This is a genomic window from Ruegeria sp. O5 (genome assembly GCF_056535105.1).
Genome location: NZ_JBQERN010000001.1, coordinates 149,720 through 172,829, shown reverse-complemented (window position 1 = coordinate 172,829; position 23,110 = coordinate 149,720). Strand labels below are relative to the sequence as shown.

The window sequence follows — 23,110 nt, the reverse complement described above, 5'->3', positions numbered from 1 at the left end:
GCCCCTTCGCTGCCGAAGGGGCTTTTTTGTTCAGGTCGCGCGCCTGCTTCGTAACCAGTTGACCGCATCTCTGAAGTCGAAAAGGAAGGAAATTATGTCAACGATAAGAAGCACCCAAAGAAACTTGATGAAGGCAATGCTCAGGGTCGAATCGGAAAACAACAAAAGCGTTACGATGACAACCAGTGGAACCCAGCACAGAATGTGCGGCAAAGCCATCGCACCGCTCATCCCGCGCGCAACCGCCATGATGGGTATGTTCAGCGCCATACCGGTAATCGCCAGAACAGCGATGAGCATCCCCTGCGGCTGATCCAGGAAAGCAAGCGGAACCAAATTAACCGGCACCAATATTACGGCCACCCAGATCTGAACCCAAAGGGGAAGCGCGCGGAAGCTGCGCCAAATATCCAGCACCATTGATTTCGCCTTTTCAGATACTTCTCCCGCGACACTAACAAATAAGCTGCGGGCGAACAGTGCACTCACGGTAATGTCAAAGCACGGCGGAAATGGCGCGTTCCAGTTTGCTGACGAGTTCGCCTATCTGTTCCTCTTCGATGATAAAAGGTGGTGCCAGCAGGACATGATCACCATTCCGGCCATCCCGCGTGCCAGCCATGGGATAGCAGATCAACCCTTCGGCCAGTGCTGCCTTTTTCACCTTACCTGCGATGCCGCGTGATGGATCAAAAGGTTCCTTGGTGTCACGGTCAGCGACCAGTTCAACACCTCGGAACAACCCACGACCACGGATATCTCCCACGTTCGGGTGCTGTCCGAATGCTGCCTCAAGGGCGGATTGCAGCTTGTTGCCCATGACCCCGGCACGCGCAGGTAAATCCCGTTCGGTCAACTCACGGACCACCGCCAATGCGGCGGCTGTGGCGACCGGATGACCGACATAGGTGTGCCCATGCTGGAAAAACCCTGATCCATCGCGAATCGCGTCATAGATCTTACCGGTGCACAGCATGGCCCCGATTGGTTGATATCCAGCCCCCAACCCCTTGGCAATACAAAGAATATCCGGTTCGATACCGTCATGATCACAGGCAAACAGGTGACCGGTTCGGCCCATACCACACATCACCTCATCCAAAATCAACATCACACCATAGTGGTCGCAAATCTCGCGAATACGCTTGAAGTATCCTTCAACCGCAGGAACTGCGCCAAGGGTGGCCCCGACCACTGGTTCGGCCATAAATGCCATGACCGTATCGAGACCCAGCCGCAGAATTTCAGTTTCCAATTCATTCGCCACACGCTGGCCGTAGTCAAAACTGCTCTCGTCTTCCGGTTTTTCGGCATATTCGTAGCATGCAGAGATATGGGTCATCTCGATCAGCATCGGGGCGAATTGTGCCCGTCTCCATGCGTTGCCCCCGGCGGACAAAGCCCCCAAAGTGTTGCCGTGATAGCTTTGCTTTCGCGCGATAACGTGACGGCGTTCAGGTTGTCCGATTTCAAGGAAATATTGGCGCGCCAGTTTGATTGCCGCTTCGGTCGCTTCGGACCCGCCCGAAACAAAATACACACGGTCCAGATCCCCCGGTGCATGCCGGATCAACAATTCGGCCAAAACCTCGGCCGGTTCCGATGTCATGAACCCGGTATGTGCAAAGGCGATCTGTTCCACCTGCTGCTGTACCGCTTGGATCACAGCCTGATTCGAATGACCCAGACATGATACTGCGGCATCACCGCAATCCAGGTATCGCTTGCCCTCTGTATCAATCAGATAACAGCCATCGCCGCCAACCGCGACGGGGAGGTCCGATTTCGTGTGACGTGGGAAAACATGACTCATTTCTTTGCCCTTCCAAGCAATTCAACTAATGCTGCGACCGAAGCCGCGTTATCTGCCCACGGTCTGCCATCCGGCCCGGTCAGACTGTTTTCAAACCCAACCCGCACGTCACCACCGCGTCGCGCAGCCTCGGCCAGACAGGCATGTTCTTGCGCACCAAAGGCGCACACCATCCAACGAGCCGGGCTTTTTGGAAAAGCCTCTAGATCGGCTGGCATAGATTGCTGGCCATCACCGTATCGCCCCAGAACAAGCAAACGGTCTGTCTGATCCGCCTGTACGATGCCCTGAGCGCGCCAATGGTCCAGTAGTCGTGCATCGTCAGCATCATACAGTATATGTTGAACCCGCGTGCCCTGATCCGCGCATTGTGCATAGACCCTGGGCGCAAGGTTCAGGTCGCGCGCGATTTCACGCACCGAGATTGAGGCCCATTCAGGTTGCACCTTTTGCAAACAGTCCAGTTGCGATGCTACGTCGAACTGCCCGGCTGCTTCGGTCGTGATCTGTAGCTCCATTCCTGGAACCTCGCGCTGCAATCCCGCAAGCGTTTCCCGGTACAATCCGGCGTCCAGTGAATGCAGTCCGTCTGCATCTCGAATATGCAGATGCAACCCGTCCGCACCCGCAGCATGACAATCCCGTGCTGACGTGACGATCTGATCAATCCTGAGCGGTAAGGCGGGATGATCCAACGCGCTCCGCCGGGCGCCGTTTGGCGCAACCAGAATGTAGGGCCTGTCCAAGCTGTCAGTTGTTTTTGATGTCATAGCACCACCCAAGTCTTTGCCCTCAGTTAGAGTCGCTGGATGACGTTTTCAATTTACACTAAAGAAAACATATGTTTCTTTTCTGCATGACACCCACCCTTGCAGCCTTGACCAGCCAAATTCGGCGCGAGATCGATGAGATGCCTGCGCAGATGCAAGTCGCGGCGAAGTATATCATCGACCATCCCGGTGATTTCGGCCTGAACCCGGTCCGGGTGACCGCTGACCGGATCGGCATCAGCACCAGTGTTCTTGTTCGACTGGCGCAGCGTATGGGTTTCGACAGTTTTGACGCCTTCCGCCACCCATTTCGCCTTGCCCTCACAACAGACAGCGAAGACAGGATAGGTCATGGGTGGCTAACCACATCACCCGGACAAGACCCTTTCCACGGCGCACAGGCCAGATTCGCGCGCAATGAGATGAATGTTGTGTCCCGCTCTCTGCGTCTGATGGAGCCGAATTTGGCCAAGCGTGCCGTTGAATACATGGTGTCTGCACGTCACTGTTATGTGACCGCCACAAGGTCCAGTCATGCGCTGGCCTATTATTTTCACTACGCGGGGCGCATGGCCCATCCCGGATTACAGCTGATACCTCGGCACATGGGCTCGGCCATCGATGACCTGGTCGAGGCCACGTCCGAGGATTGTTTGTTTGCCATCACGGTCCATCCCTACTCCGCAGATACGATCCAGTCGATGCGCTTTGCCCGCGACAGGGCCATAAAGATTGTACTGCTGTCGGATAGCGAGGTGATTGCCCCCGGCGTCAACCCGGATGTGGTTCTGCCCGTCAGCACCCGCACATTACATCCGTTTTCAAGCTTTTCTGGCGCGATGGCGGTTCTGGAATGCCTGCTCGGTCATCTCTTTGATGCAGGGGGCGAAGCTGCCCGGGATAGGGTCGAACAGTTTCAGAAAGCGCGGGAGGACACCGGCGCGTATTGGCGACCCGGCGTGTTGCCAAGGATGAGAAAACCCTAGAATATGAATAGTACATACGCAATATAGCGGACCTTGGCGGCGGTCAGTCGTTTCGTTTCGCTCGCGGCTGAGGTCTGGTCGGGATTTCCTTCAGCAATCCGCCAACACCCATTCCGGCAATATCTGCACCTGTTGTTTCAATGCCGCATGCAACACGCGACAGCACCCAATCCGCCCCATTCAACGTCGGAGAGCGGGCGCATCCCGGCAAGCCGATCACAGGTCGGCCCTGCAAGTCCCCCAGAAACAGCAGGTTTCCCGGATCAACCGGCATACCAAAGCGATCAATCGTCCCACCGGCCTGCCGAACAGCCGACGGTGCGACATCGTTCGGGTCCGAGGTGGCCGATCCCGTCAATATCATCAGAAGATCGCCCTTCCCCTTAGAAATCGCGCTGGTCAAAGTATCCGTTCGATGCGGAACAATCTGCACCTCCGAAAGCTCCATTCCCAATGCCTCGACCCGTCCCCGAATGGCGGCAATCCCCTTTTCGTTCGGTGGCCCACCGGGTATCTCTGAGACAACAAGACCGGCTGTCCGATGAACTGGCCGCGCCAAACGCACAGCTCCTTGTGCCAGCCCGGCGGCGCGCTGAACATCAGCCTCTGGCACGGCATATGAGATGACCTTAATGGTCGCCACCATGCCGTTCGCCCCCATTTGCTGGTACTGTGGAACGGTCGCAACGGTAATCATCGGATTGACCAGATTGAACATTTCAAGTGCGCGAACATCAAGCACGGCAACCCCGGGCCCATCGGACAAAAGATTTACCCGCCCGGTAAATGCCTCGGTTACCCGCAAGTTGGCTGAAGCTGGATCAGGTGCCAGCGCAGACGCCAGTTTGCGTGCCGCCTGATCTTCATGGCAATCACCGGTATCCAGCCGGGCAACAATGACCTCGCTTAGACCAGCCTTTTCCAGTTGCGCCAAATGTTCCGAGCGCAATTCAAGCCCTTTGCGGAACTTTCGCCCATCCGCTGTAACCGAATGCGCCAGAATGGCCCCCTCTGCCTGGGACACCGGCACAGGCCCAAATTTCATGCTTTCCCTCGCAGAACGGCCGTTATCTGTGCCAGTATCGCAACCGCGATTTCCGAGGGACCGGCGGCCCCGATATCCAGGCCAATGGGACCATGAATGCCAGAGATTTGCGCATCGGTGAAACCAGCCGCTTTCATACGCTCAATGCGCTTGGCATGGGTGCGTGTTGACCCCAATGCACCGATATAGAACACATCGGCGTCCAACGCGGCTTGTAGCGCCGGATCATCGAGTTTTGGGTCATGTGTCAGCAGGACAATAGCGGTGCGCGCGTCCAGTCCCAGCTTCGCAACGGCTTCATCCGGCCAATCCGTCAGGATCGTTTCGCCGGGAAAACGCACACTGGACGCGAAAGCGTCACGCGGGTCGATAATGGTTGGATCATAGCCCGCAATCCGCGCCATCGGTACCAGAGCCTGCGCGATGTGAACCGCCCCAACAACCAGCAACCTCAGCGGTGGGTTATGTACTGCGACAAAGGTCTGGCCATCCTCTTCGAACCCTGACCGATCCATACGCAGCCTGTCGGCATAAGCGTTGCGACGCAGCGCCCTGCGCCCGGTTCCGATGTTGACTTCGTAGGCAACGGGCGTTCGAGCGGCCCGAGCGGCAACCAGTTCCGCCAACATAGATTCTGGCAGGACTTGTCCTATGGGTTCGACAAGAATGCGTATGGTCCCCCCACAGGCCAAACCAACCGCAAAGGCATCGTCATCACTGACCCCGAATTCAAGCAAACGCGCTTCGCCTTCATCAATGGCTTCAAGCGCCTCGACGATAACAGCACCTTCGACACATCCGCCAGAAACGGAACCTTCGATCCGACCATCGCCACCAATCACCAATTGGGATCCCACCCGCCGCGGCGCACTGCCCCAGGTTTCGACAACTGTAGCGAGCGCCGCGCCGCGCCCGCTGCGGTGCCAGTCAAGCGCCGTTTCAGGACTATTGTCGAATCGCTCCATCGGAACCTCCGGATGACCTATGACACCAACATAAGCGGGATTTGCGGGATGAAAAGCGCATCAGGCTTACCAAAAGGTCTATATTGAACCCCATGGGGTAACGCCACGGCCCGAGAAATATTCAACAAATCATAGCATTGATTGTTTGTGACCCGAGTTCTAGCCTGTGCGGGCAACCGACATCAGGTCTGGCTTGCATAACAAACAATTCATAGATCGGAGACACGCAGTTGAAACGATTTCTTGCACTGGGCGCGGCAGTTGGTCTTTTGACTTCAACCGCAGCGTGGGCTGACACATTCCAACGCTATGGAGAGGTTGAAGGCTGGAAAGTCTTCATCGACAATGAAAAGAAATCCTGCCTGATCGAGGCCGTTGATGATGCGGAAAACGTCGTTCAGATGGGACTGACCGAAGATCGCGGTGTGGGATATGTCGGCGTGTTCACCAAGGCTGAAACCGATATCAAACGTGGCGAGACGCAAGAAGTTGCTATCCTGCTGGGCGACAACATCTATCTGGGTGAAGCAACCGGCATGAAAGGTAACATCACCAAAGGCTATTCCGGTGGATATGTCCTGTCGGACAGCCCTCAGTTCGCGGATGATCTGGCCAAGAAAAAGGTCATGATCGTTTTCCCTGAGACAACATATGCCTTCACAGTCGATCTGACAGGCACTTACAAAGCCATGGAGATGGCCCGCAAGTGCAATGAAGAACAGCTGTCGTAAGCTGCTAGTCGGAAAGCGCGGCCATCAGCCGCGCTTTCTGCCCATGATCGTCGGGTTGTGAAATCGCTGTGGCCAAGTCTTCGAGTGAGGCAATCGAATGCCCTGCGCGAAAACTGTCAACATGCGGCAGCATCGCGGCAACCCCTTGCGCCCTGGGCGCGAACCCGTCCCAACGCAACAAGGGATTCAGCCAGATCAGGCGTTTTGAGGACAGGTGCAGACGCTCAATCTCTTTCCTAAGGAGCTCGGGATCACCTCGCTCGAGCCCGTCGGTGATCAGCAGAACAACCACCCCTTGCCCCATCACCCGGCGTGACCAGTCCCGATTGAATTGATGCAGGCACTCGCCGATACGAGTGCCGCCCTCCCAATCCTGTGCCTCGGCACCTGCGGCGGCAAGTGCCGCGTCTACATCTCGTTGGTGCAGGTGGCGCGTTATGTTGGTCAGGCGTGTGCCGAATGTGAAGGCATGGACCTTGGCCCAACCCGCTCCCTTGGTGTTCGATACCGTGTGCAGGAAATGCAGGATGATCCGACTGTACTGGCTCATCGAGCCGGAAATATCGCAAAGTGCGACAAGATTTGGCCAGCGTAGTTTGGGCTGTAGCCTGGCAATTTCGCGCAACTCACCCCCTTGCCGCATGGCCGCGCGCAATGTGCGGGCACGGTCGATGCGGTGCCCCAAATGACTTGTCTGCCCGCGGCGTGATTCAATTGGCTTTACCGGCAGTGTCATCCGCGCCAATACGCGCTTGGCCTGCGCGATTTCGGCCGTGCTCATCTGCTCGAAGTCCAGATTGCGCAGCCGTTCCTCGGATGAGGCGGTCTGGGTCGCGTCGATTTCGATCTCGGTTTCGCCTTCCTCTTGCCCGGCAGCGTCCGGCAAATCACGCTCAACCCCGTCCAGCAGTGCCTCAGCCGCGCGCTTTTCACCGGCGTCGGCCTTGCGCTCCTCCTGAACGCCCCGAATTGCAGGAAGCATCATCGCCATCATGTGTTCCATGTAACGCGGGTCTCGCCAGTACATTCGGAAGACTTGCGCAAAAATCACGCGGTGTTCCGGGCGGTTCACGAAACAGGCGTGTAAGGTCCAGTAGAAATCCTGTTTCTCGGAAAAACCTGCCGCCTGCACGGCACGAATAGCGTCGATCACGCGACCGGGTCCGATTGGCAGCCCAGCCTTTCTGAGTGCGCGGGCAAAATGGGTGATGTTGTGCGCCAGCTTTGGGTTGTCCGGGATATCCAGCGGAAGTTGTTCGGCCATCAGACGTTACGGGGGCTCTGCCCCCATATCCCCGGAGTATTTGAAAAAAGATGAAACATCAGACCGGTTCGAGCGTGGCCTTGGCCTCGTCGAGGATGCGTTTTGCCTCGGACCCCTGAAGTTTTTGAATGTCGTCCTGATATTTGAGGATCGCACCCAGCGTATCCCCGATCACCTCGGGGCTGAGGTTCATCACATCCAGCGCCAACAGGCATTTCGCCCAGTCGATGGTCTCGGCCACACCGGGTTTCTTGAACAAATCCTCGGTGCGCAAACGCTGAACAAAGGCTACAACCTCGCGACTGAGTGCTTCCGCGGCTTCAGGCGCACGGGCGTGCAGGATTTCGAGCTCACGCTCGAAGTTGGGGTAATCGACCCAATGATAGAGGCAACGGCGCTTGAGAGCATCGTGCACTTCCCGCGTCCGGTTCGAGGTGACGATCACGATGGGCGGTTCAGGTGCTTTTATAGTGCCAAGTTCGGGGATGGTGACCTGAAAGTCACTGAGCGCTTCGAGCAGAAACGCTTCAAACGGTTCGTCGGTCCGGTCCAATTCGTCGATCAGCAGAACTGGCGCTCCGTTTTCGTCCGGGCGCATCGCCTGCAACAAGGGGCGTTCGATCAGGTATTCGTCCGAGAACAGTTCAGTCTGCAACGCACCCCGGTCGGCCCCACCCGCGGCCTCAGCCGTTCGGATCGCGACCATCTGCGCCGGAAAATTCCATTCGTAAACAGCTGACGACGCATCCAGCCCTTCGTAGCACTGCAACCGGATCAGGCGCCGGTTCAACCCGGATGCCAGAGCCTTGGCGATCTCGGTCTTTCCAACCCCTGCTTCGCCTTCCAGGAACAACGGGCGTCCAAGCTTCAGCGACAGGAACACAACCGTCGCAAGGGCGCGACCGCAGACATAGCCCTGACGACCCAGCATCTGCTGCACGGCATCGATGGAATCTGGCTGTGTCATGGAACCCCTCTCTGCTTTAGGGATAAACAGGTCATGCAAGTGTCTGGGCGTCAAGGCCTCAACCTTGGACAGAGCTACGACGTTCAGGTCGGTTGACAAGATTTTTTTTGTGCCTTGCGTGGACGCAGTTGGTCTTTCGCAACAGCTATGCTAGCGGAAGGCCATGACCGACACCCTTACGCTCCGCCGCCCCGACGACTGGCATCTGCATCTGCGCGATGGCGCGATGCTACAGGCCGTCCTGCCCGAAACCGCGCGCCATTTCGCCCGTGCGATCATTATGCCGAACCTTGTACCGCCGGTTGTGCGCGGCGATCAGGCCGCCGCCTATCGAGACCGCATTATGGCGGCTCTGCCCGATGGTATGACGTTCGAGCCGTTGATGACCCTGTATCTGACCGAAGATACAGATGCCGCAGATGTCGCAGCGGCCCATGCCAGCGGTCTGATCAAAGCCGTCAAGCTGTATCCTGCCGGGGCTACCACCAACTCCGCCTCGGGTGTGCGCGACTTCGACAAAGTGCGCCCGGTGCTTGAGAAGATGGCCGAAATCGGCCTGCCCATGTGTGTGCATGGCGAGGTGACGGATTCCGAGATCGACATATTTGACCGCGAAGCCGTGTTCATAGACCGTGTTCTGGATCCGATCCGCAGATCGACACCAGGCCTGCGTGTGGTGATGGAACATATCACCACGTCAAATGGTGTGGATTATGTCAAAGCCAACGCGGTTGATCTGGGTGCAACGATCACGGCGCATCACCTGATTATCAACCGCAACCATATCCTGGTTGGTGGCATCAAACCGCATTACTATTGCCTTCCCGTTGCCAAGCGCGAGGAACACCGTCTGGCCCTGCTATCCGCCGCAACATCGGGCGATGCGCGGTTTTTTCTGGGTACAGACAGCGCCCCGCACACAGATGCAAACAAGGAAATGGCTTGTGGCTGTGCCGGTTGTTTCACAGCGACCAACACCATGTCTTTGGTCGCCGAAATGTTTGACCGGGAAAATGCATTGGACAAGCTGGAAGGCTTTGTGTCGATCAACGGGCCGGGTTTCTATCGCTTACCGGTGAACCAGGATATGATTACCCTGACCAAGGGTGAGCCCGTTTCGTATCCCTCAAAGATTGACACAGGCGATGGACCGGTCACTGTGTTTGACCCGGGCTTTCCGTTGCACTGGCGCGTGGCTTAACCCGCCACTTGTTCGGCCAAATCGCGAGCACGTCCCCCGGTGCGCAGCATCGACCAGATCGTGTCCGCCTCATCCGCGCCGATCAGCTTGGTCGCTTTGTCGCGCACGCGGTCCTCGCGGTCAGACAGCGGCATTGGGTTCAGCAGATCATGCGTCGCTTCGCGGCGAATGCCATCGCGACGCAGCAGGGACAGATGCGCCTGCGTTTCTGACAGGCTGTCATCTGCCTCGACCGTGATGCGGTTGCGCAAAGACGTTATACGCGGGTCGACGCAGACCTTGTCAGTGAAACTGCCTGGCAAAGCCGTATCATATCCCAGCGCCTGCATCGCGATCACTGTCCGATAGGAAAACTTGGCTCCCAGTCCGGTTGTCGGCGACAGCTGATTGCACACACTCATCCAGCACGGATGCGTTTTTATCTGGATCTCGGCGACCTCTGGCTCCGCTATGTCCAACTCCCGCGCGGCTTCCAGAGCGGCGTGAAGACCGTGGCAACAGGCGTGAAACTTGTGGCTGACCGTTTCAAACAGCCATTCATCGCCCAACCCATCCAGAGCAGTTTGATCCGCTGCACCTTGATGCGTTGCCCCAAATCCATAAGGACCCTCCAGCGCGTCGGCGTTGGCCTGAAAACCGCGCTGTACCAGCAAGGCAGTCTCGACCCCTGCTGAAGCGGCAAGTCCGGCGTTATACGGCTTGCCCATGGTTCCGAACTGCGCCTTCAGCCCCGCCGCACGCGTTGCCGTCAGACCCAGAACCATTCGCATCTGGTTTGCGTCAAAACCCAGCAAACGGCCAACAGCGACTGCCGCCCCAAAGGCACCGGATGTCGCCGTCTGGTGAAACCCTGCCTGATAGTGACCGCGCCCCAGCCACAAGCCAATTCGGATTGAGGTTTCCATACCCACCAAAGCGGCTTCGAGAAAGTCGACAAGAATACGGTCATCCCATTCGGCCACCGCAAGGGCTGCAGGCAAAATGGCGACGGAAGGATGCCCGATATGGGCGAAATGCGTGTCATCGTAATCCAGCGCGTGAGACACCGTGCCATTCACCAACGCCGCACCACGTAGCGGCGCCGAGCCGCCGCCAAAGAGATGCGCCTGAGGGTTCCCGCCCTCGGAAAGTATCATGTCGCGAACCGTGGTTGAGACGGGTTCGCGCGCGCCTGCCCGGCCCACAGCGACCCAGTCAAGAACAGATAGCGATGTGACGATTCGCGCCTGAGACGACGTAGAAATCGGCCCTGCCGCAAAAGCGGCCAATGATACTGTAAATTCCGTCATGCGCGTAGTCTAGCGTGCGCCTGACAAGGGTAAAGACCTAGCTGTAGAGTTCTTGCGCGCGCGCCTCGAACGCGCGCACGATCCGATGCATCGCTTCGTTGAAAACCACACCGATAATCCCTTGCAGGATGGCGTTCTTGAATTCGAAATCCACATGGAACGAGACGTTGCAGCCCCCTCCAGGCGCGTCCTCGAACTGCCAGTCGGATTTCATGTATTTGAAGGGGCCGTCCAGGTATTCGGTGTCGATTTTCTTTTGATCCGCAAACAGGGTTACCTTGCTGCCAAATCGTTCCCGGAAAACCTTGAACGAGATGACCAGATCAGCCTCCATCACCTCAGCCTCTTCCAGCGCATAGGTCTTGCGAATGCGGGCAGCAGCACACCATGGCAGAAATTGGGGGTACTTGGCCACATCGGCAACCAGGTCGTACATCTGCTGGGCTGTATACGGCAGGTGGCGGGTTTCCGAATGGATAGGCATGATGTCCGGTATTTGCAGGTGACAATGGCGCGTCATGTCGTATGTTGCGCGCCAAAGATCAAGGGGGCTGCGATGACTGACCGCGCATATGTGATAGATGAGATGATCTCGGCAAAGGCCATCGCTGCTCGAATCGAGGAGCTGTGTCGCGACATTTCGGCAGAGTTCAAAGACACCGACAAGCTGGTGGTCGTGGGCCTGCTGCGCGGCAGCTTTGTATTCATCGCCGACCTTGTGCGCGAACTTGACCTTCCGATCGAAGTGGATTTCCTTGAAGCTTCTTCTTACGGAGACGCGATGGAGAGCAGCCGGGAAGTTCGTATTCTCAAAGACTTGCGCGGCGCAATTGAAGGGCGCGACGTGCTGGTTGTCGAGGATATCGTTGACACCGGTCATACGTTGAACCATGTCACCAAGTTGCTGCAAAGCCGTAACCCCGCGCGCCTGAAATCCATTGCCCTGCTGGATAAGCCGAGCCGCCGTGAAGTGGATTTCCGATCAGACTGGATCGGGTTTGAGATTCCAGACGAATTTGTCGTGGGATATGGAATTGACTACGCCCAACGCAATCGCAACCTGCCCTATATTGGCAAAGTCCGCTTTACAGACGAATAGCTGAGCGGGCAATTTACAGATCACGTGCTCAGACCTGTTTAAAATTCTATTTTTAGAACATCATTGGACAATCATCGCCTCGTCGCTTTACCTTTCAGGAAATAGCAGGAGTATTGATAATGAAGCGGTTTTTCGCGATAGCGGGCGTCTTTTTGGCGATCGTGTCCCTTGCAGGTGCGTCTTATGCAAAAGACAACAAGGGCAAAGGGCAAGGTGCCAACAAAACCAAAGTAGAGAAATCCATTAAGTCAAACGGCAAAGCTGTTCCGCCCGGTCAAATCAAACGATACACCCGAGGTCAGAAATTGCCGAACGACCTGCGTTTTGATTATATTGACGAGCTCGACAACTGGAAGCTCAAACCGCTGAAGCCAGGGCAACGGTATATTCGGGTCGACGACGAAATAATCTCGATATCGGATGATACGAAGACTGTAATAGAAGCTGTTGGAATCGTTGGCGATCTGATGAACTGAAAGCCTCGGTCCTAGCAGTCGCGGCCTAACACAGCGTCGATGGCCTTCAAAAATATCCCGGTCCCAATCGGAATAAGCGCATCCGGGAAATCATAGTCCGGGTTGTGCAACTGGGGATGGTCGCTCCCCGACCCCAACCAGAACATGGCGGTTTTCGCGCTTTTTCCAAACTGGCCGAAATCTTCTGAAAAACGCTGTGGCTGATCGGTCAACCTGCAAGAAACGCCCTGCTCCGTGCAGGCTTTGGACAGGATCGAAACTGCTTCCGGGTGATTGGCACAAGCCTCAAACACTTCGTCATAACTGATTTCGACCGCCAGCCCGTCGGCTTTGGCCGTTTCGCGGACCAGCGACTCAGCGTCGCTGATCAGTTGCGCCATTCTCGCGTCCGTGACGGTGCGAAGCGTCACCCACAGCTCGGCCCGCCCCGGTGCTACTCCGACCGTGCGCTCACCCAACGTGGCATGTGTGACGGTGGTCAATGCGTAATCGTCATTAAGATCCCCGCCGCCCTCTAACGCGTTTAAAGCCGGCATCAGGTTAGCCAGCGCACCGGCAGGCGACACCCCATCTTGAGGAGCAGCAGCATGTGACGTCTTTCCGGTCAGAACAATCTGCATCCCACGTGATGCGCAATTGGCAGGACCGTCACAAATTTCAACCGCCCCCAACTCCAACCCAGGTAAGTTGTGCAACGACAACACGAGGTCGGGCGCAACCTCGGCGTATTGGGGATCAGCCCGGAAAGCGATTGCACCATGGCCAGTCTCTTCGGCTGGCTGGAAAATCAATACGACGCGGCCCTTCTTGGGGCGTTGATGCTTCAACCCGTCTGCCACGCCCAGAACCATTGTCATATGCCCATCGTGACCGCACAAATGCCCTTTGCCCGCGACCTGTGATACATGGGAATGGTTCGCCAACTCCTGGATCGGCAGCCCATCCATTTCGCAGCGAATGCCCAGCGTGGGACCGGGTTGGCCACTTTCGAAAACAGCAGCGATCCCGTGCCGACCTATTCCGGTCATAACATGGTCAGCACCAGCGTCGCGCAGAAATTCAGCCACCCGCGCCGCGGTTTTCTTTTCTTGTCCCGAAAGTTCGGGGTGTTGATGCAGCTCGTGGCGCAGACGAGTCAGTCGCGCGATCTTATCCGGTGTCACGCTTTTTGTAGCTTTTCTAGACGCGCCGCGCGCAGTCGGGTGAAATCGTCACCAGCGTGATAAGAAGACCGGGTCAAAGGTGTCGCAGATACCATCAGAAAGCCTTTGCCGTATGCCGCCTTTTCGTATGACGCGAACTCGTCGGGTGTAACGAAACGATCAACGCCGTGGTGTTTCGGCGTTGGTTGCAGATACTGGCCAATCGTCAAAAAATCGATATCCGCCGCGCGCATATCCTCCATGACCTGGCGCACCTGCTGTTCGTTTTCGCCAAGCCCAACCATGATGCCAGACTTGGTAAAGATCGACGGATCAAGTTCTTTCACCCGCTGCAAAAGACGCAGGGAATGGAAGTACCGCGCACCGGGGCGAACCTCGGGGTACAAACCCGGTACGGTTTCCAGATTGTGATTGAAGACATCCGGCTTCGCCTGAACCACAATTTCCAGAACATCCGCATCGCATTTCAGAAAATCGGGTGTCAGAATCTCGATCGTGGTTTTGGGAGAGCGGTGCCGCACCGCGCGGATGGTCTGCGCAAAATGCTCGGCTCCTCCATCGCTCAGATCATCCCGGTCGACAGAGGTGATAACCACATGGTTCAGGCCAAGTTTTTCGACTGCATGTGCCACCCGGCCGGGTTCAAAGGCGTCAAGGTCGTCTGGGCGACCGGTAGCGATATTGCAGAATGTGCAGCCACGGGTACAAATCTCGCCCATGATCATCATGGTGGCGTGACCCTGGCTCCAGCATTCGCCGACATTGGGGCATCCTGCCTCTTCGCAGACGGTGACCAGATTGTTGTCGCGCATGATCCGGCGCGTATCTGCATAACCTTTGCCGCCGGGTGCCTTGACCCTGATCCAGTTCGGTTTCTTGGGCTGCGCATTATCCGGGCGGTGCGCTTTTTCCGGATGGCGCTGTTCGGGGATCTTCAGATCTCGCACGGGCAATTTTCCTGACTTTGGGTCAATCCTGTCGCTCATAACATAGACAGATGCGCAGTGTTACACCAGCGGCGCATAGCCGCTATGCAACGCCGCCGTGCATAAGCAAGAGCACGATTGCAAATTCCCGTTTTACCGCATGTTTTCAATGCCTAATGAGAAGAGATTATTAGTTCAAAATGCGGCGTTTCGTCGATTGAAGGTAGTTTGGAACTGTTTTAAGTCACAACAAAATCACAAGTGAATCACAGGAGCTTGACCATGAAATCCGGCGCAATTCTGCCCAACGTGACCTTTCACACCCGTGTCCGTGATGACTCAATCGAAGGACCAAACCCATTCCGTTGGGAAGACAAGTCCACCGCTGACTATTTTGCAGGAAAACGCGTGATCCTGTTCTCGTTGCCCGGTGCGTTCACGCCCACCTGCTCGACATATCAACTGCCCGGCTTTGAAAACGGGTATAGCGATTTCATTGCCCGGGGCGTCGATGAAATCTACTGCATGTCTGTCAACGACAGCTTTGTGATGAACAAATGGGCGCAAGATCAGGGCCTGACCAACGTAAAGGTCATTCCGGATGGATCGGGCGAGTTCACCCGCAAAATGGGTATGCTGGTTGACAAGGATAATCTGGGCTTTGGCATGCGGTCATGGCGCTATGCGGCCATCGTAAACGACGGCGTTGTCGAAGCTTGGTTCGAAGAACCTGGCCTGATGGATAACTGCCCCGAAGATCCCTATGGCGTGTCTTCGCCCGAAAACCTGATGAAACATCTTCAGGCGACGGCAGAGCCCGAACTGGCCTGAGTATTAACAAGACGAATAAAGGCCCGTTATGACGGGCCTTTTTTGTGCCTTCAGCCAATCATGCGGTCGCGTTCAGCCTGATCCTGATAGTGGCGTTTCAGCCGCTGTAATGCGATCCGCAGAACAATCTTGCCGGATCGTGCAGACCAGCCCATACGCTTTTCCGCCAGTTCCAACCCTTCGAGATAGCAACAACACCGCAGGGCAACGTCACTTAGTCCGGGGCCAAGATCAGACAAGGCCCGCGCCACGCGATCCCGCGCATCGGATGACCCCTTTCCTCCGTGGCTTTCACTGTCATAACAGCCACGGCCACCAGCCGTAAGAAACCGGTCCCAGTTCTGTGAAACCTGTGGGCCAATCTGCGCCAATTCGAAATCTTCGCGCAAACGCTCTCCGGCGCTGACAAGCGATTCATCCAGAAAAGGCTTGCCATCGCGGTCACGCCTGCGTGCAAGGGCAACCAACGGGCTTTCCGTGGCGCTATAGCGAATGCGCTTGATCCGGTCAGCCGCCCCGGCCGACGTCTTAGACTGAAACAACGACTGGGCTTCGGCAAATCCAAATTCAGTCCCCACCCGCGCCTTGTTTTCCGCTTTCGCAATCAGGTGGCTCAGGGCCGTTCGGCCAGCTGCAGAAATCCGATACCGTGAAATACGACCGGGGTTATCGCAGGAAATCCAGTCCTTTAAGGCCAGAGCCTGAGCGATCTCGCAATCGACGACCGCGGTTCTGGTCGCTCCGGCGTTGCCGGTGTCGCGAACGACTACCGCTTTGTCCATTTCTTCAGCCACGGCAAGAACCGAACCGGTTTCACTCAGGCGGCGCAAAATGCGCAATGCTTCTCTTTCGAACGCTTCTTCCTGGGCAGCTTCATCCGCGATCACGACCGCGTCGCCTGCGTCATCGGACATGGAAAAATGTGTTTCTGCCAGCGATTGCAAAGCAGCATCCACCAATGGATCGTCACGGCGCATCTCGATACGCCGGATTTGCCGGAGGATGGTTGACGCATGGCAGCCTGCCGATCTCGCGATATCGCGGATCGAGCGTCCGGTTTCGGTATGAGCAAGGTATCTTTGCGCCCCCTCTGGAACCCATGCCGGAATGGTGAAAGCCATGTTGTTTTCCATGATTATTTGCCCTCGTCGACAAAACAAAATGTCACTTTTCGCCCTCGGATTGCGGGTTAACCAAATCTAACTAGAGGTCCATTCGTTACTCGTTCGTTAACCTCACAAGGCACGAACCAGATTTGATTCAAAAAGATAAACAGTCGTGAAACCATCGTTCGGAGAGGCTGTCACGCAGGCAACACCCGCTTAGGTTGTGCATTTAATGGTCCCGTAAACCCTCAGACACAGGACACATAAGATGCAGGACCTGATGACAATGATCTCAACGCTTCACCGCCCACGCATGTTGGCAAGAGCCGCCAATTTCGGAGCGAGAGAGTACAACCGGGACAGGCATCTGCAACGTATTCTGGGATACGGATCATTGCCGGGTTCAGGTCAGGCCCTGCTGCGACTGATGGAGATGGAAAAAGAGGTAAATGAACTGCGCAAAGAAGATGATGCCGCATACTCTCTGGTCCGGCATCTCGACATTCTTATCGCGCTGTTGGGTGAGGCGCGGCTGTATCAGGCCAGCCGCGCCCCGGTCCTTCAGTAATCAGGAGAACGCATCCGGCAAGGAGGCCTTTTTCTCGGCGATATAGGCTTCCAGCGCTGCGGCTGTATCCGGTTCCATATGCGGTTGCTGGTAATTAGCCAGCAGGTGTTCAACCCGCGCAGAGGCCAGAGCCCGCGTATCACGCGCGCCTTCTTCCTGCCAGGTTTCATATGGCTTGTAGTCCAGCAGATCGGACTTCCAGAACGATTCCTTGAAGTTCGCCTGCGTGTGGGCACATCCTAGGTAATGCCCGCCCGGGCCAACTTCCCGGATCGCATCCATGGCCTGCGCGTTTTCGTCATAGGCCACGCCCTTGGCCAGCGAATGCAAAACACCCAACTGGTCGGCATCCATAACGAATTTCTCGAAGTCGGCCACCAGGCCGCCTTCCAGCCAGCCGCAGGCATGCAACATGAAGTTCACGCCAGCCAACAGTCCCATATTCAGCGAGTTCGCTGTTTCATAAGCCGCCTGCGCATCCGGAAGTTTCGAGCCACAGAACGATCCTGCGGACCGATAGGGCAAGTTCAGACGCCGCGCCAGCTGACCCGCGCCATAGGTGATATGCGCAGCTTCTGGTGTTCCGAAGGTCGGGGCACCTGAATTCATGTCGATCGAAGTCACGAATGCACCAAAGATCGCGGGTGCACCGGGACGGACGATCTGGCTGTACGCCACACCGGCAAGAACCTCGGCCAGAACCTGTGTCAAAGTACCGGCTACCGAGACCGGCGCCATCGCGCCGCCCACAATAAAGGGCGAGATGATGCAGGCCTGATTGTTACGTGCATAGACTTCCAGCGAGCCCATCATCACATCGTCGAATGTCATCGGCGAGTTGATGTTGGTCAGCGACGTCATCACCGTGTTTTGCTGAACGAACTCCTTGCCGAACAGGATTTCGCACATTTCGACCGAATCCTGCGCCCGGCTGGGATCGGTCACAGAACCCATGAAAGGCTTGTCCGACAGGGTCATGTGCGCCTTCAACATGTCCAGATGGCGCTTGTTCACCGGAATGTCGGTCGGCTCACACACAGTACCGCCCGAATGGTGCAACCACTTGGACATATAGGCGAGTTTCACGAACTTGTTGAAGTCGTCCATCGTCGCGTATCGACGGCCGCCCTGTGCATCGCGCACGAAAGGAGGGCCGTAAACCGGGGCCAGAACCATGTTTCGACCACCGATTACGACCGATTTCTCGGGGTTGCGGGCATGTTGGGTAAACTCGCTGGGCGCAGTTTTGATCAGCTCACGAGCCAGGCCACGCGGAATGCGCACGCGTTCACCGTCGATATCCGCGCCAGCGTCGCGCCAGCGTTCCAGAGCGGCAGGGTTATCAACAAAGTTAACACCGATCTCTTCCAACACGGTTTCCGCATTGTTTTCGATGATCTCCAGTGCCTCTTCATTGAGGATTTCGAAGTTCGGAATGTTGCGTTCGATGTATTTCGCGGTCTCGATACGAACTGCAGTCCGCTCGGCACGGCGGGCAGCGCCACCGCCACCTCTCGCCCTGCGCCGGGTGTTTGCCTCGGTCATGAGAAGATCCCGTGTTGTTGGTTAGATTGAGCGTTTGATACAGGTTTGCCGGAACGCAAGCATAGGGATTGCGGCACGTTGGGGGAAAAAGCGACATTGCCGTTCTGCAATCCCGCCAACGGGCTGCCATTGGGGATAATCGGATTTTGGAAAGTGCGGCCCAATTGTTACCGCACCTGTCTACTTCGGATCACGAACGGCGGGAAACACGAGTGCCGAAGGCCTGTGTGGCGATCTTCATCGAATCCCGCGCCGGAATCGGACCTCGCTCTTGCGAAATGTGCAGGCTTGCCCTAAGGCGCTGACATGACCCAGACATCCCACGACCGCCTTCTGATCATCGACTTCGGCAGCCAGGTTACGCAGCTTATTGCCCGCCGCCTGCGCGAACTGAATGTCTATTGCGAAATTCACCCTTACCAGAATGTCACGATGGATTTCGTGCGGGAAATGGCCCCGCGCGCCGTGATCTTCTCGGGCGGGCCGGACAGTGTGACGCGCGAAGGGTCGCCCCGTGCTCCGCAAGAGATTTTTGACTACGGCGTGCCGATTCTGGGCATCTGTTATGGCCAGCAAGTGATGATGCACCAGCTTGGCGGCAAGGTCGAAAGTGGCCATGGCACCGCCGAGTTCGGTCGGGCTTTTGTCACGCCAAAAGACGAACTGGAAATTCTGAAGGGCTGGTTTGACGACGGGGATGAACAGGTCTGGATGAGCCACGGTGACCACGTCAGTGAAATCGCGCCGGGATTTCAGGTCTTTGGCACATCGCCTAACGCGCCCTTTGCGATCACAGCCGATCCAGCGCGCCATTTCTATGCCGTGCAGTTCCACCCCGAGGTGCACCACACGCCCAAGGGCGCGAAGCTGTACGAGAACTTCGTCAAGCTGGCCGGTTTCAAGGGCGACTGGACCATGGGGGCCTATCGCGAGGAGATGATCCGCAAGATCCGCGAGCAGGTTGGCGACAAGAAGGTCATCTGCGGTTTGTCGGGCGGCGTTGACAGCTCGGTCGCGGCAATCTTGATCCACGAGGCGATTGGAGACCAGTTGACCTGCGTCTTCGTCGACCACGGGCTATTGCGCAAGAACGAGGCGACAGAGGTCGTCGGCATGTTCCGCGACAACTACAACATCCAACTGGTCCACGCGGACGAATCTGAACTGTTCCTTGGCGAGCTTGAAGGGCAAAGCGACCCGGAGACCAAACGCAAGATCATCGGCAAGCTGTTCATCGACGTCTTCCAGAAACACGCCGACACCATTGAAGGGGCCGAGTTCCTGGCCCAGGGAACGCTTTATCCGGATGTAATCGAATCGGTGTCATTCTCGGGCGGTCCTTCTGTAACCATCAAATCGCACCACAATGTCGGTGGCTTGCCTGAAAAGATGGGCCTGAAACTGGTCGAACCCCTGCGAGAGCTGTTCAAGGATGAGGTTCGCGCGCTTGGCCGCGAACTTGGCCTTCCGCAGAGCTTCATCGGACGCCACCCCTTCCCCGGCCCCGGTCTGGCAATCCGCTGCCCCGGTGAAATCACACGTGAGAAACTGGGTATTTTGCGGGAAGCCGATGCGATCTATATCGACCAGATCCGTAAACACGGCCTCTATGACGACATCTGGCAGGCTTTTGTCGCCATCTTGCCAGTGCGCACGGTAGGCGTCATGGGTGATGGACGCACCTATGACTACGCCTGTGCGCTGCGGGCCGTCACATCTGTCGATGGCATGACCGCAGACTACTACCCGTTCAGCCATGAGTTCCTGGGCGAAACGGCAACGCGGATCATCAATGAGGTTAAGGGCATCAACCGGTGCACCTATGACATCACATCGAAACCACCCGGCACCATCGAGTGGGAATAACCGGTGGGTGTCTGCGTAAAACTTAACTGATTGAGCTGCAAAACGTCCTTCTCGTTCAAGCCTTTGTTCGGGGCAGTCATCTATACGACCTTGAATCTGGTGCACCTTCGACGTTTGAATGGCCGGGCAAACCTAGCCTGCTTATCATAAGCTCTTGGCCTTGCGGTCTTTTGGCCGCGCGGCTACGCGACGAACCTGAGGGACGCCCGAAATGAGCCATGCGCAGAAAGACGTGTTGAAGGCCGGTCTATGGATGACAGGTGCGATCGCCTCATTCTCATCCATGGCGGTTGCAGGGCGTGAGCTGAGTTCTGCGCATGATACCTTTGAAATCATGATGTATCGCAGCATCGTGGGGTTCGTTGTTGTTGCAACAGTCCTGACTTTAACGCGCAACTGGCAGCAGGTTTCAGCCGAACGGCTGGGATTGCATGCTTTACGAAACACCTTACACTTTACAGGGCAAAATCTCTGGTTCTACGCCGTGGCAGTGGCTCCTTTGGCACAGGTTTTCGCGCTGGAGTTCACTCAACCGCTTTGGGTGATCCTGCTTTCGCCGCTGTTTCTGAACGAACGGTTGACCCCGCTCAAGTTGATTGCGGCGCTAATTGGGTTTTCAGGGGTTCTGATCGTCACACGCCCAGGCGCTGCCCCCCTGAGCCCCGGCTTAATAACAGCAGCGGCATCAGCGGTTTTCTTTGCGTTTACAACGATTACCACCAAGAAGCTTACGCGATTTGCCAGTATTGGGTGTATCGTTTTCTGGCTGACCGCAATGCAAGCGGTCCTTGGGGCCACAGCCGCTGGCATCGACGGTCAGATTGTGCTTCCGACAATGCAAACCGCGCCCTACTTGATTCTGGTTGGGTTGGCGGGTTTGCTGGCGCATTTTTGCATTACCAATGCCCTGTCTATCGCCCCGGCAACCGTCGTAATTCCCTTTGATTTTGCACGCCTTCCGACAATCGCGGTGATCGGAATGATCCTCTATCACGAGCCCATCGACCATTGGGTGCTGATCGGCGCCGCTATCATCTTTGCAGGCATTTTCCTGAACATCTGGTCCGAAAATCGTAACAGTTTAGCAACAGTTCAGAACTGTAGTGGCAACAAGTAACGCACCGTCACCAGTTGACCTTAAACTAACTGAAAAGAAAGTATCGCGCATTACACACGAGTAGGCGCTGGACTCACTCAATTCTTCGCCAGGCAAATACTCGAAAAAGTTCGGGAGGACAGAATGAAAACAACACTACTCGCAACGTGCGCTTTGTGCGTTGGAGCAACGGCTGGTTTTGCAGGCGGCCTGGACCGCAGCGGTCAGGGTATCAACCTGATCTTTGAAGAAGGCTCTGCAGTTCAGTTTCGGTTGGGGTATACCGACCCAAGCGTGACCGGCACGATGCCAGACGTTTTTGGCACAAATGGTGGCCAACCCGTTGATTCAGGTGAAGTTGCGAACGACTTTTTTACACCGCACTTGGGGTACAAAACGGCGCTTACAGAAAAGCTTGATTTCGCCATCATGTATGATCAGCCCTTCGGTGCCGATATTCAGTACGCGAGCACGTATCCCCTGTCTATCAACCCAATTCCCGGCGGTCGAACCGACAGCCTGAGGGCGACAGCGGATACAGATGCCATCACAGCGCTGCTGCGCTACAAATTCGATGGCGGGTTCAGTGCGATCGGTGGTATTCGCGCGCAGCGCGTCAAGGCCTCGATAACTGTTCCCATTACCGCAGGCTATCAGGTGGATACCAGCGCTGATACCGCATTTGGGTATGTTGTTGGTGTCGCCTGGGAAAAACCCGAAATCGCAGCACGTGTATCGCTGACTTATAACTCCAAGATCAGCCACGACCTTTCGCAGACAGAATCGCTCAATCCGCCTCCTATCCCACCAATTCCGCCGGGGACTGTGGCAACGTTCAACACCACAAGTGAGATTGAAACACCGCAGTCAATCAACTTGGATTTCCAGACCGGTGTGGCGCCCAAGACATTGTTGTTTGGCTCGATCCGTTGGGTCGACTGGCCACAGCTTGTGTATAACCCGCCAAACTATCCACCGACCACGAACCTGGTTGACTATGACGAAGCCACCTTCACCTACTCTCTGGGTTTGGGCTATCAGTTCTCGGAAGAGTTTTCTGGTGCTGTGACACTGGGCTACGAATCTTCCCAAGGTACGCCGGTGTCGAACCTCGGCCCGACAGATGGGTTCTGGAGCATCGGTCTGGGTGGCACCTATTCTCTTGAGAATGCCAAAATTTCCGGTGGTGTACGTTACACGGATATCGGAGATGCCACCGCGAATGGCGCCGGTCCGGCGGCACGTGGTACATTCACAGGCAACAGCGCCTGGAGCGTTGGTTTCCAGATCACATACGCTCTGAACTGATCTGAGTATCATATGTTCCTACAAAGCCTCGCAGTTTCTGCGGGGCTTTTTCGCATGAACCGGGTCGCCGTTGGTTAACTTAAATGAAACAGTGC

Annotated in this window: 23 protein-coding genes; 10 read left to right on the top strand and 13 right to left on the bottom strand. The window is 56.3% G+C overall.

Features of this window, described 5'->3' with window-relative positions:
* Positions 1-30: 30 nt before the first annotated feature.
* The 3 genes from ACR0M3_RS00810 to ACR0M3_RS00800 all read right to left on the bottom strand — a co-directional run bounded on the left by ACR0M3_RS00810 (position 31) and on the right by ACR0M3_RS00800 (position 2,583).
* Positions 31-420, bottom strand: a complete 390-nt coding sequence (locus ACR0M3_RS00810) for a hypothetical protein (protein ID WP_480909265.1) — start codon at positions 418-420, stop codon at positions 31-33.
* A gap of 76 nt (positions 421-496) precedes the next feature.
* Complete coding sequence (locus ACR0M3_RS00805; protein WP_480564968.1) at positions 497-1,813, bottom strand: aspartate aminotransferase family protein; 1,317 nt, start codon at positions 1,811-1,813, stop codon at positions 497-499.
* Complete coding sequence (locus tag ACR0M3_RS00800; RefSeq protein WP_480564971.1) at positions 1,810-2,583, bottom strand: beta-keto acid cleavage family enzyme; 774 nt, start codon at positions 2,581-2,583, stop codon at positions 1,810-1,812. The genes ACR0M3_RS00805 and ACR0M3_RS00800 overlap by 4 nt, the downstream gene beginning before the upstream one ends.
* An 86-nt stretch (positions 2,584-2,669) precedes the next feature.
* On the opposite strand from ACR0M3_RS00800, the gene ACR0M3_RS00795 reads away from it, so the two are divergent.
* Positions 2,670-3,569, top strand: coding sequence for a MurR/RpiR family transcriptional regulator (locus ACR0M3_RS00795; protein WP_480505367.1), 900 nt, complete (start codon positions 2,670-2,672; stop codon positions 3,567-3,569).
* Positions 3,570-3,612: 43 nt separating this feature from the next.
* On the opposite strand, the gene ACR0M3_RS00790 is transcribed toward ACR0M3_RS00795, so the two are convergent.
* Together ACR0M3_RS00790 and ACR0M3_RS00785 are read right to left on the bottom strand one after the other, a co-directional pair.
* Positions 3,613-4,614 carry a molybdopterin-binding protein gene (locus tag ACR0M3_RS00790; RefSeq protein ID WP_480909262.1) on the bottom strand — a complete coding sequence of 334 codons (1,002 nt, stop codon included), beginning with the start codon at positions 4,612-4,614 and terminating at the stop codon, positions 3,613-3,615.
* Entirely contained in the window at positions 4,611-5,579 is a 969-nt protein-coding gene (locus ACR0M3_RS00785) for an XdhC family protein (RefSeq protein WP_480909259.1), read from the bottom strand. The genes ACR0M3_RS00790 and ACR0M3_RS00785 overlap by 4 nt, the downstream gene beginning before the upstream one ends.
* A gap of 230 nt (positions 5,580-5,809) precedes the next feature.
* On the opposite strand from ACR0M3_RS00785, the gene ACR0M3_RS00780 reads away from it, so the two are divergent.
* On the top strand, positions 5,810-6,310 hold the full coding sequence (locus ACR0M3_RS00780; protein WP_267365861.1) for a hypothetical protein: 501 nt from the start codon (positions 5,810-5,812) through the stop codon (positions 6,308-6,310).
* A gap of 4 nt (positions 6,311-6,314) precedes the next feature.
* Here ACR0M3_RS00780 and ACR0M3_RS00775 read toward each other — a convergent pair whose 3' ends face one another.
* Positions 6,315-7,574, bottom strand: coding sequence for a vWA domain-containing protein (locus ACR0M3_RS00775; RefSeq protein WP_480909257.1), 1,260 nt, complete (start codon positions 7,572-7,574; stop codon positions 6,315-6,317).
* A gap of 58 nt (positions 7,575-7,632) precedes the next feature.
* Positions 7,633-8,541: an AAA family ATPase gene (locus tag ACR0M3_RS00770; protein ID WP_480553362.1), complete on the bottom strand. Its 909-nt coding sequence runs from the start codon at positions 8,539-8,541 to the stop codon at positions 7,633-7,635.
* 163 nt (positions 8,542-8,704) lie between these two features.
* Here ACR0M3_RS00770 and pyrC point away from each other — a divergent pair, with 163 nt between their 5' ends.
* Positions 8,705-9,742, top strand: a complete 1,038-nt coding sequence (gene pyrC, locus ACR0M3_RS00765) for a dihydroorotase (protein WP_480909254.1) — start codon at positions 8,705-8,707, stop codon at positions 9,740-9,742.
* Here pyrC and ACR0M3_RS00760 read toward each other — a convergent pair.
* Positions 9,739-11,031 carry an MmgE/PrpD family protein gene (locus tag ACR0M3_RS00760; RefSeq protein ID WP_480909252.1) on the bottom strand — a complete coding sequence of 431 codons (1,293 nt, stop codon included), beginning with the start codon at positions 11,029-11,031 and terminating at the stop codon, positions 9,739-9,741. The two genes, pyrC and ACR0M3_RS00760, sit on opposite strands and share 4 nt — an antisense overlap.
* A gap of 37 nt (positions 11,032-11,068) precedes the next feature.
* A complete protein-coding gene (locus ACR0M3_RS00755; RefSeq protein WP_480909840.1) occupies positions 11,069-11,515 on the bottom strand; it encodes a type II toxin-antitoxin system RatA family toxin in 447 nt (148 codons plus the stop codon).
* Between the two features lie 72 nt (positions 11,516-11,587).
* Here ACR0M3_RS00755 and hpt point away from each other — a divergent pair, with 72 nt between their 5' ends.
* The gene (gene hpt / locus ACR0M3_RS00750; protein WP_267365856.1) at positions 11,588-12,130 is read left to right on the top strand and encodes a hypoxanthine phosphoribosyltransferase; all 543 of its coding nucleotides are present in this window, start codon (positions 11,588-11,590) and stop codon (positions 12,128-12,130) included.
* A 119-nt stretch (positions 12,131-12,249) separates the two neighbouring features.
* Positions 12,250-12,606 carry a hypothetical protein gene (locus tag ACR0M3_RS00745; protein WP_480485807.1) on the top strand — a complete coding sequence of 119 codons (357 nt, stop codon included), beginning with the start codon at positions 12,250-12,252 and terminating at the stop codon, positions 12,604-12,606.
* A gap of 11 nt (positions 12,607-12,617) precedes the next feature.
* On the opposite strand, the gene ACR0M3_RS00740 is transcribed toward ACR0M3_RS00745, so the two are convergent.
* Both ACR0M3_RS00740 and lipA read right to left on the bottom strand, forming a co-directional pair.
* Positions 12,618-13,769: an amidohydrolase gene (locus ACR0M3_RS00740; RefSeq protein ID WP_480909250.1), complete on the bottom strand. Its 1,152-nt coding sequence runs from the start codon at positions 13,767-13,769 to the stop codon at positions 12,618-12,620.
* Positions 13,766-14,716 carry a lipoyl synthase gene (lipA, locus tag ACR0M3_RS00735; protein WP_480909248.1) on the bottom strand — a complete coding sequence of 317 codons (951 nt, stop codon included), beginning with the start codon at positions 14,714-14,716 and terminating at the stop codon, positions 13,766-13,768. Before lipA ends, ACR0M3_RS00740 begins: the two co-directional genes overlap by 4 nt.
* 261 nt (positions 14,717-14,977) lie before the next feature.
* Between lipA and ACR0M3_RS00730 the strand changes: the two genes are divergently transcribed.
* Complete coding sequence (locus ACR0M3_RS00730) at positions 14,978-15,526, top strand: redoxin family protein (RefSeq protein ID WP_480481177.1); 549 nt, start codon at positions 14,978-14,980, stop codon at positions 15,524-15,526.
* A gap of 50 nt (positions 15,527-15,576) precedes the next feature.
* Here ACR0M3_RS00730 and ACR0M3_RS00725 read toward each other — a convergent pair whose 3' ends face one another.
* Entirely contained in the window at positions 15,577-16,659 is a 1,083-nt protein-coding gene (locus ACR0M3_RS00725; protein ID WP_480481179.1) for a DUF6456 domain-containing protein, read from the bottom strand.
* A gap of 241 nt (positions 16,660-16,900) precedes the next feature.
* Here ACR0M3_RS00725 and ACR0M3_RS00720 point away from each other — a divergent pair, with 241 nt between their 5' ends.
* On the top strand, positions 16,901-17,200 hold the full coding sequence (locus ACR0M3_RS00720) for a DUF6477 family protein (RefSeq protein WP_480481181.1): 300 nt from the start codon (positions 16,901-16,903) through the stop codon (positions 17,198-17,200).
* On the opposite strand, the gene ACR0M3_RS00715 is transcribed toward ACR0M3_RS00720, so the two are convergent.
* Complete coding sequence (locus tag ACR0M3_RS00715) at positions 17,201-18,745, bottom strand: trimethylamine methyltransferase family protein (RefSeq protein ID WP_480481183.1); 1,545 nt, start codon at positions 18,743-18,745, stop codon at positions 17,201-17,203.
* 306 nt (positions 18,746-19,051) lie between these two features.
* Between ACR0M3_RS00715 and guaA the strand changes: the two genes are divergently transcribed.
* The 3 genes from guaA (at position 19,052) to ACR0M3_RS00700 (ending at position 23,015) form a co-directional block, all read left to right on the top strand.
* Positions 19,052-20,611, top strand: a complete 1,560-nt coding sequence (guaA, locus tag ACR0M3_RS00710) for a glutamine-hydrolyzing GMP synthase (RefSeq protein ID WP_267366260.1) — start codon at positions 19,052-19,054, stop codon at positions 20,609-20,611.
* Between the two features lie 211 nt (positions 20,612-20,822).
* The gene (locus ACR0M3_RS00705; protein WP_480558544.1) at positions 20,823-21,728 is read left to right on the top strand and encodes a DMT family transporter; all 906 of its coding nucleotides are present in this window, start codon (positions 20,823-20,825) and stop codon (positions 21,726-21,728) included.
* A gap of 123 nt (positions 21,729-21,851) precedes the next feature.
* On the top strand, positions 21,852-23,015 hold the full coding sequence (locus tag ACR0M3_RS00700; RefSeq protein WP_480481189.1) for an OmpP1/FadL family transporter: 1,164 nt from the start codon (positions 21,852-21,854) through the stop codon (positions 23,013-23,015).
* Positions 23,016-23,110: the final 95 nt, after the last annotated feature.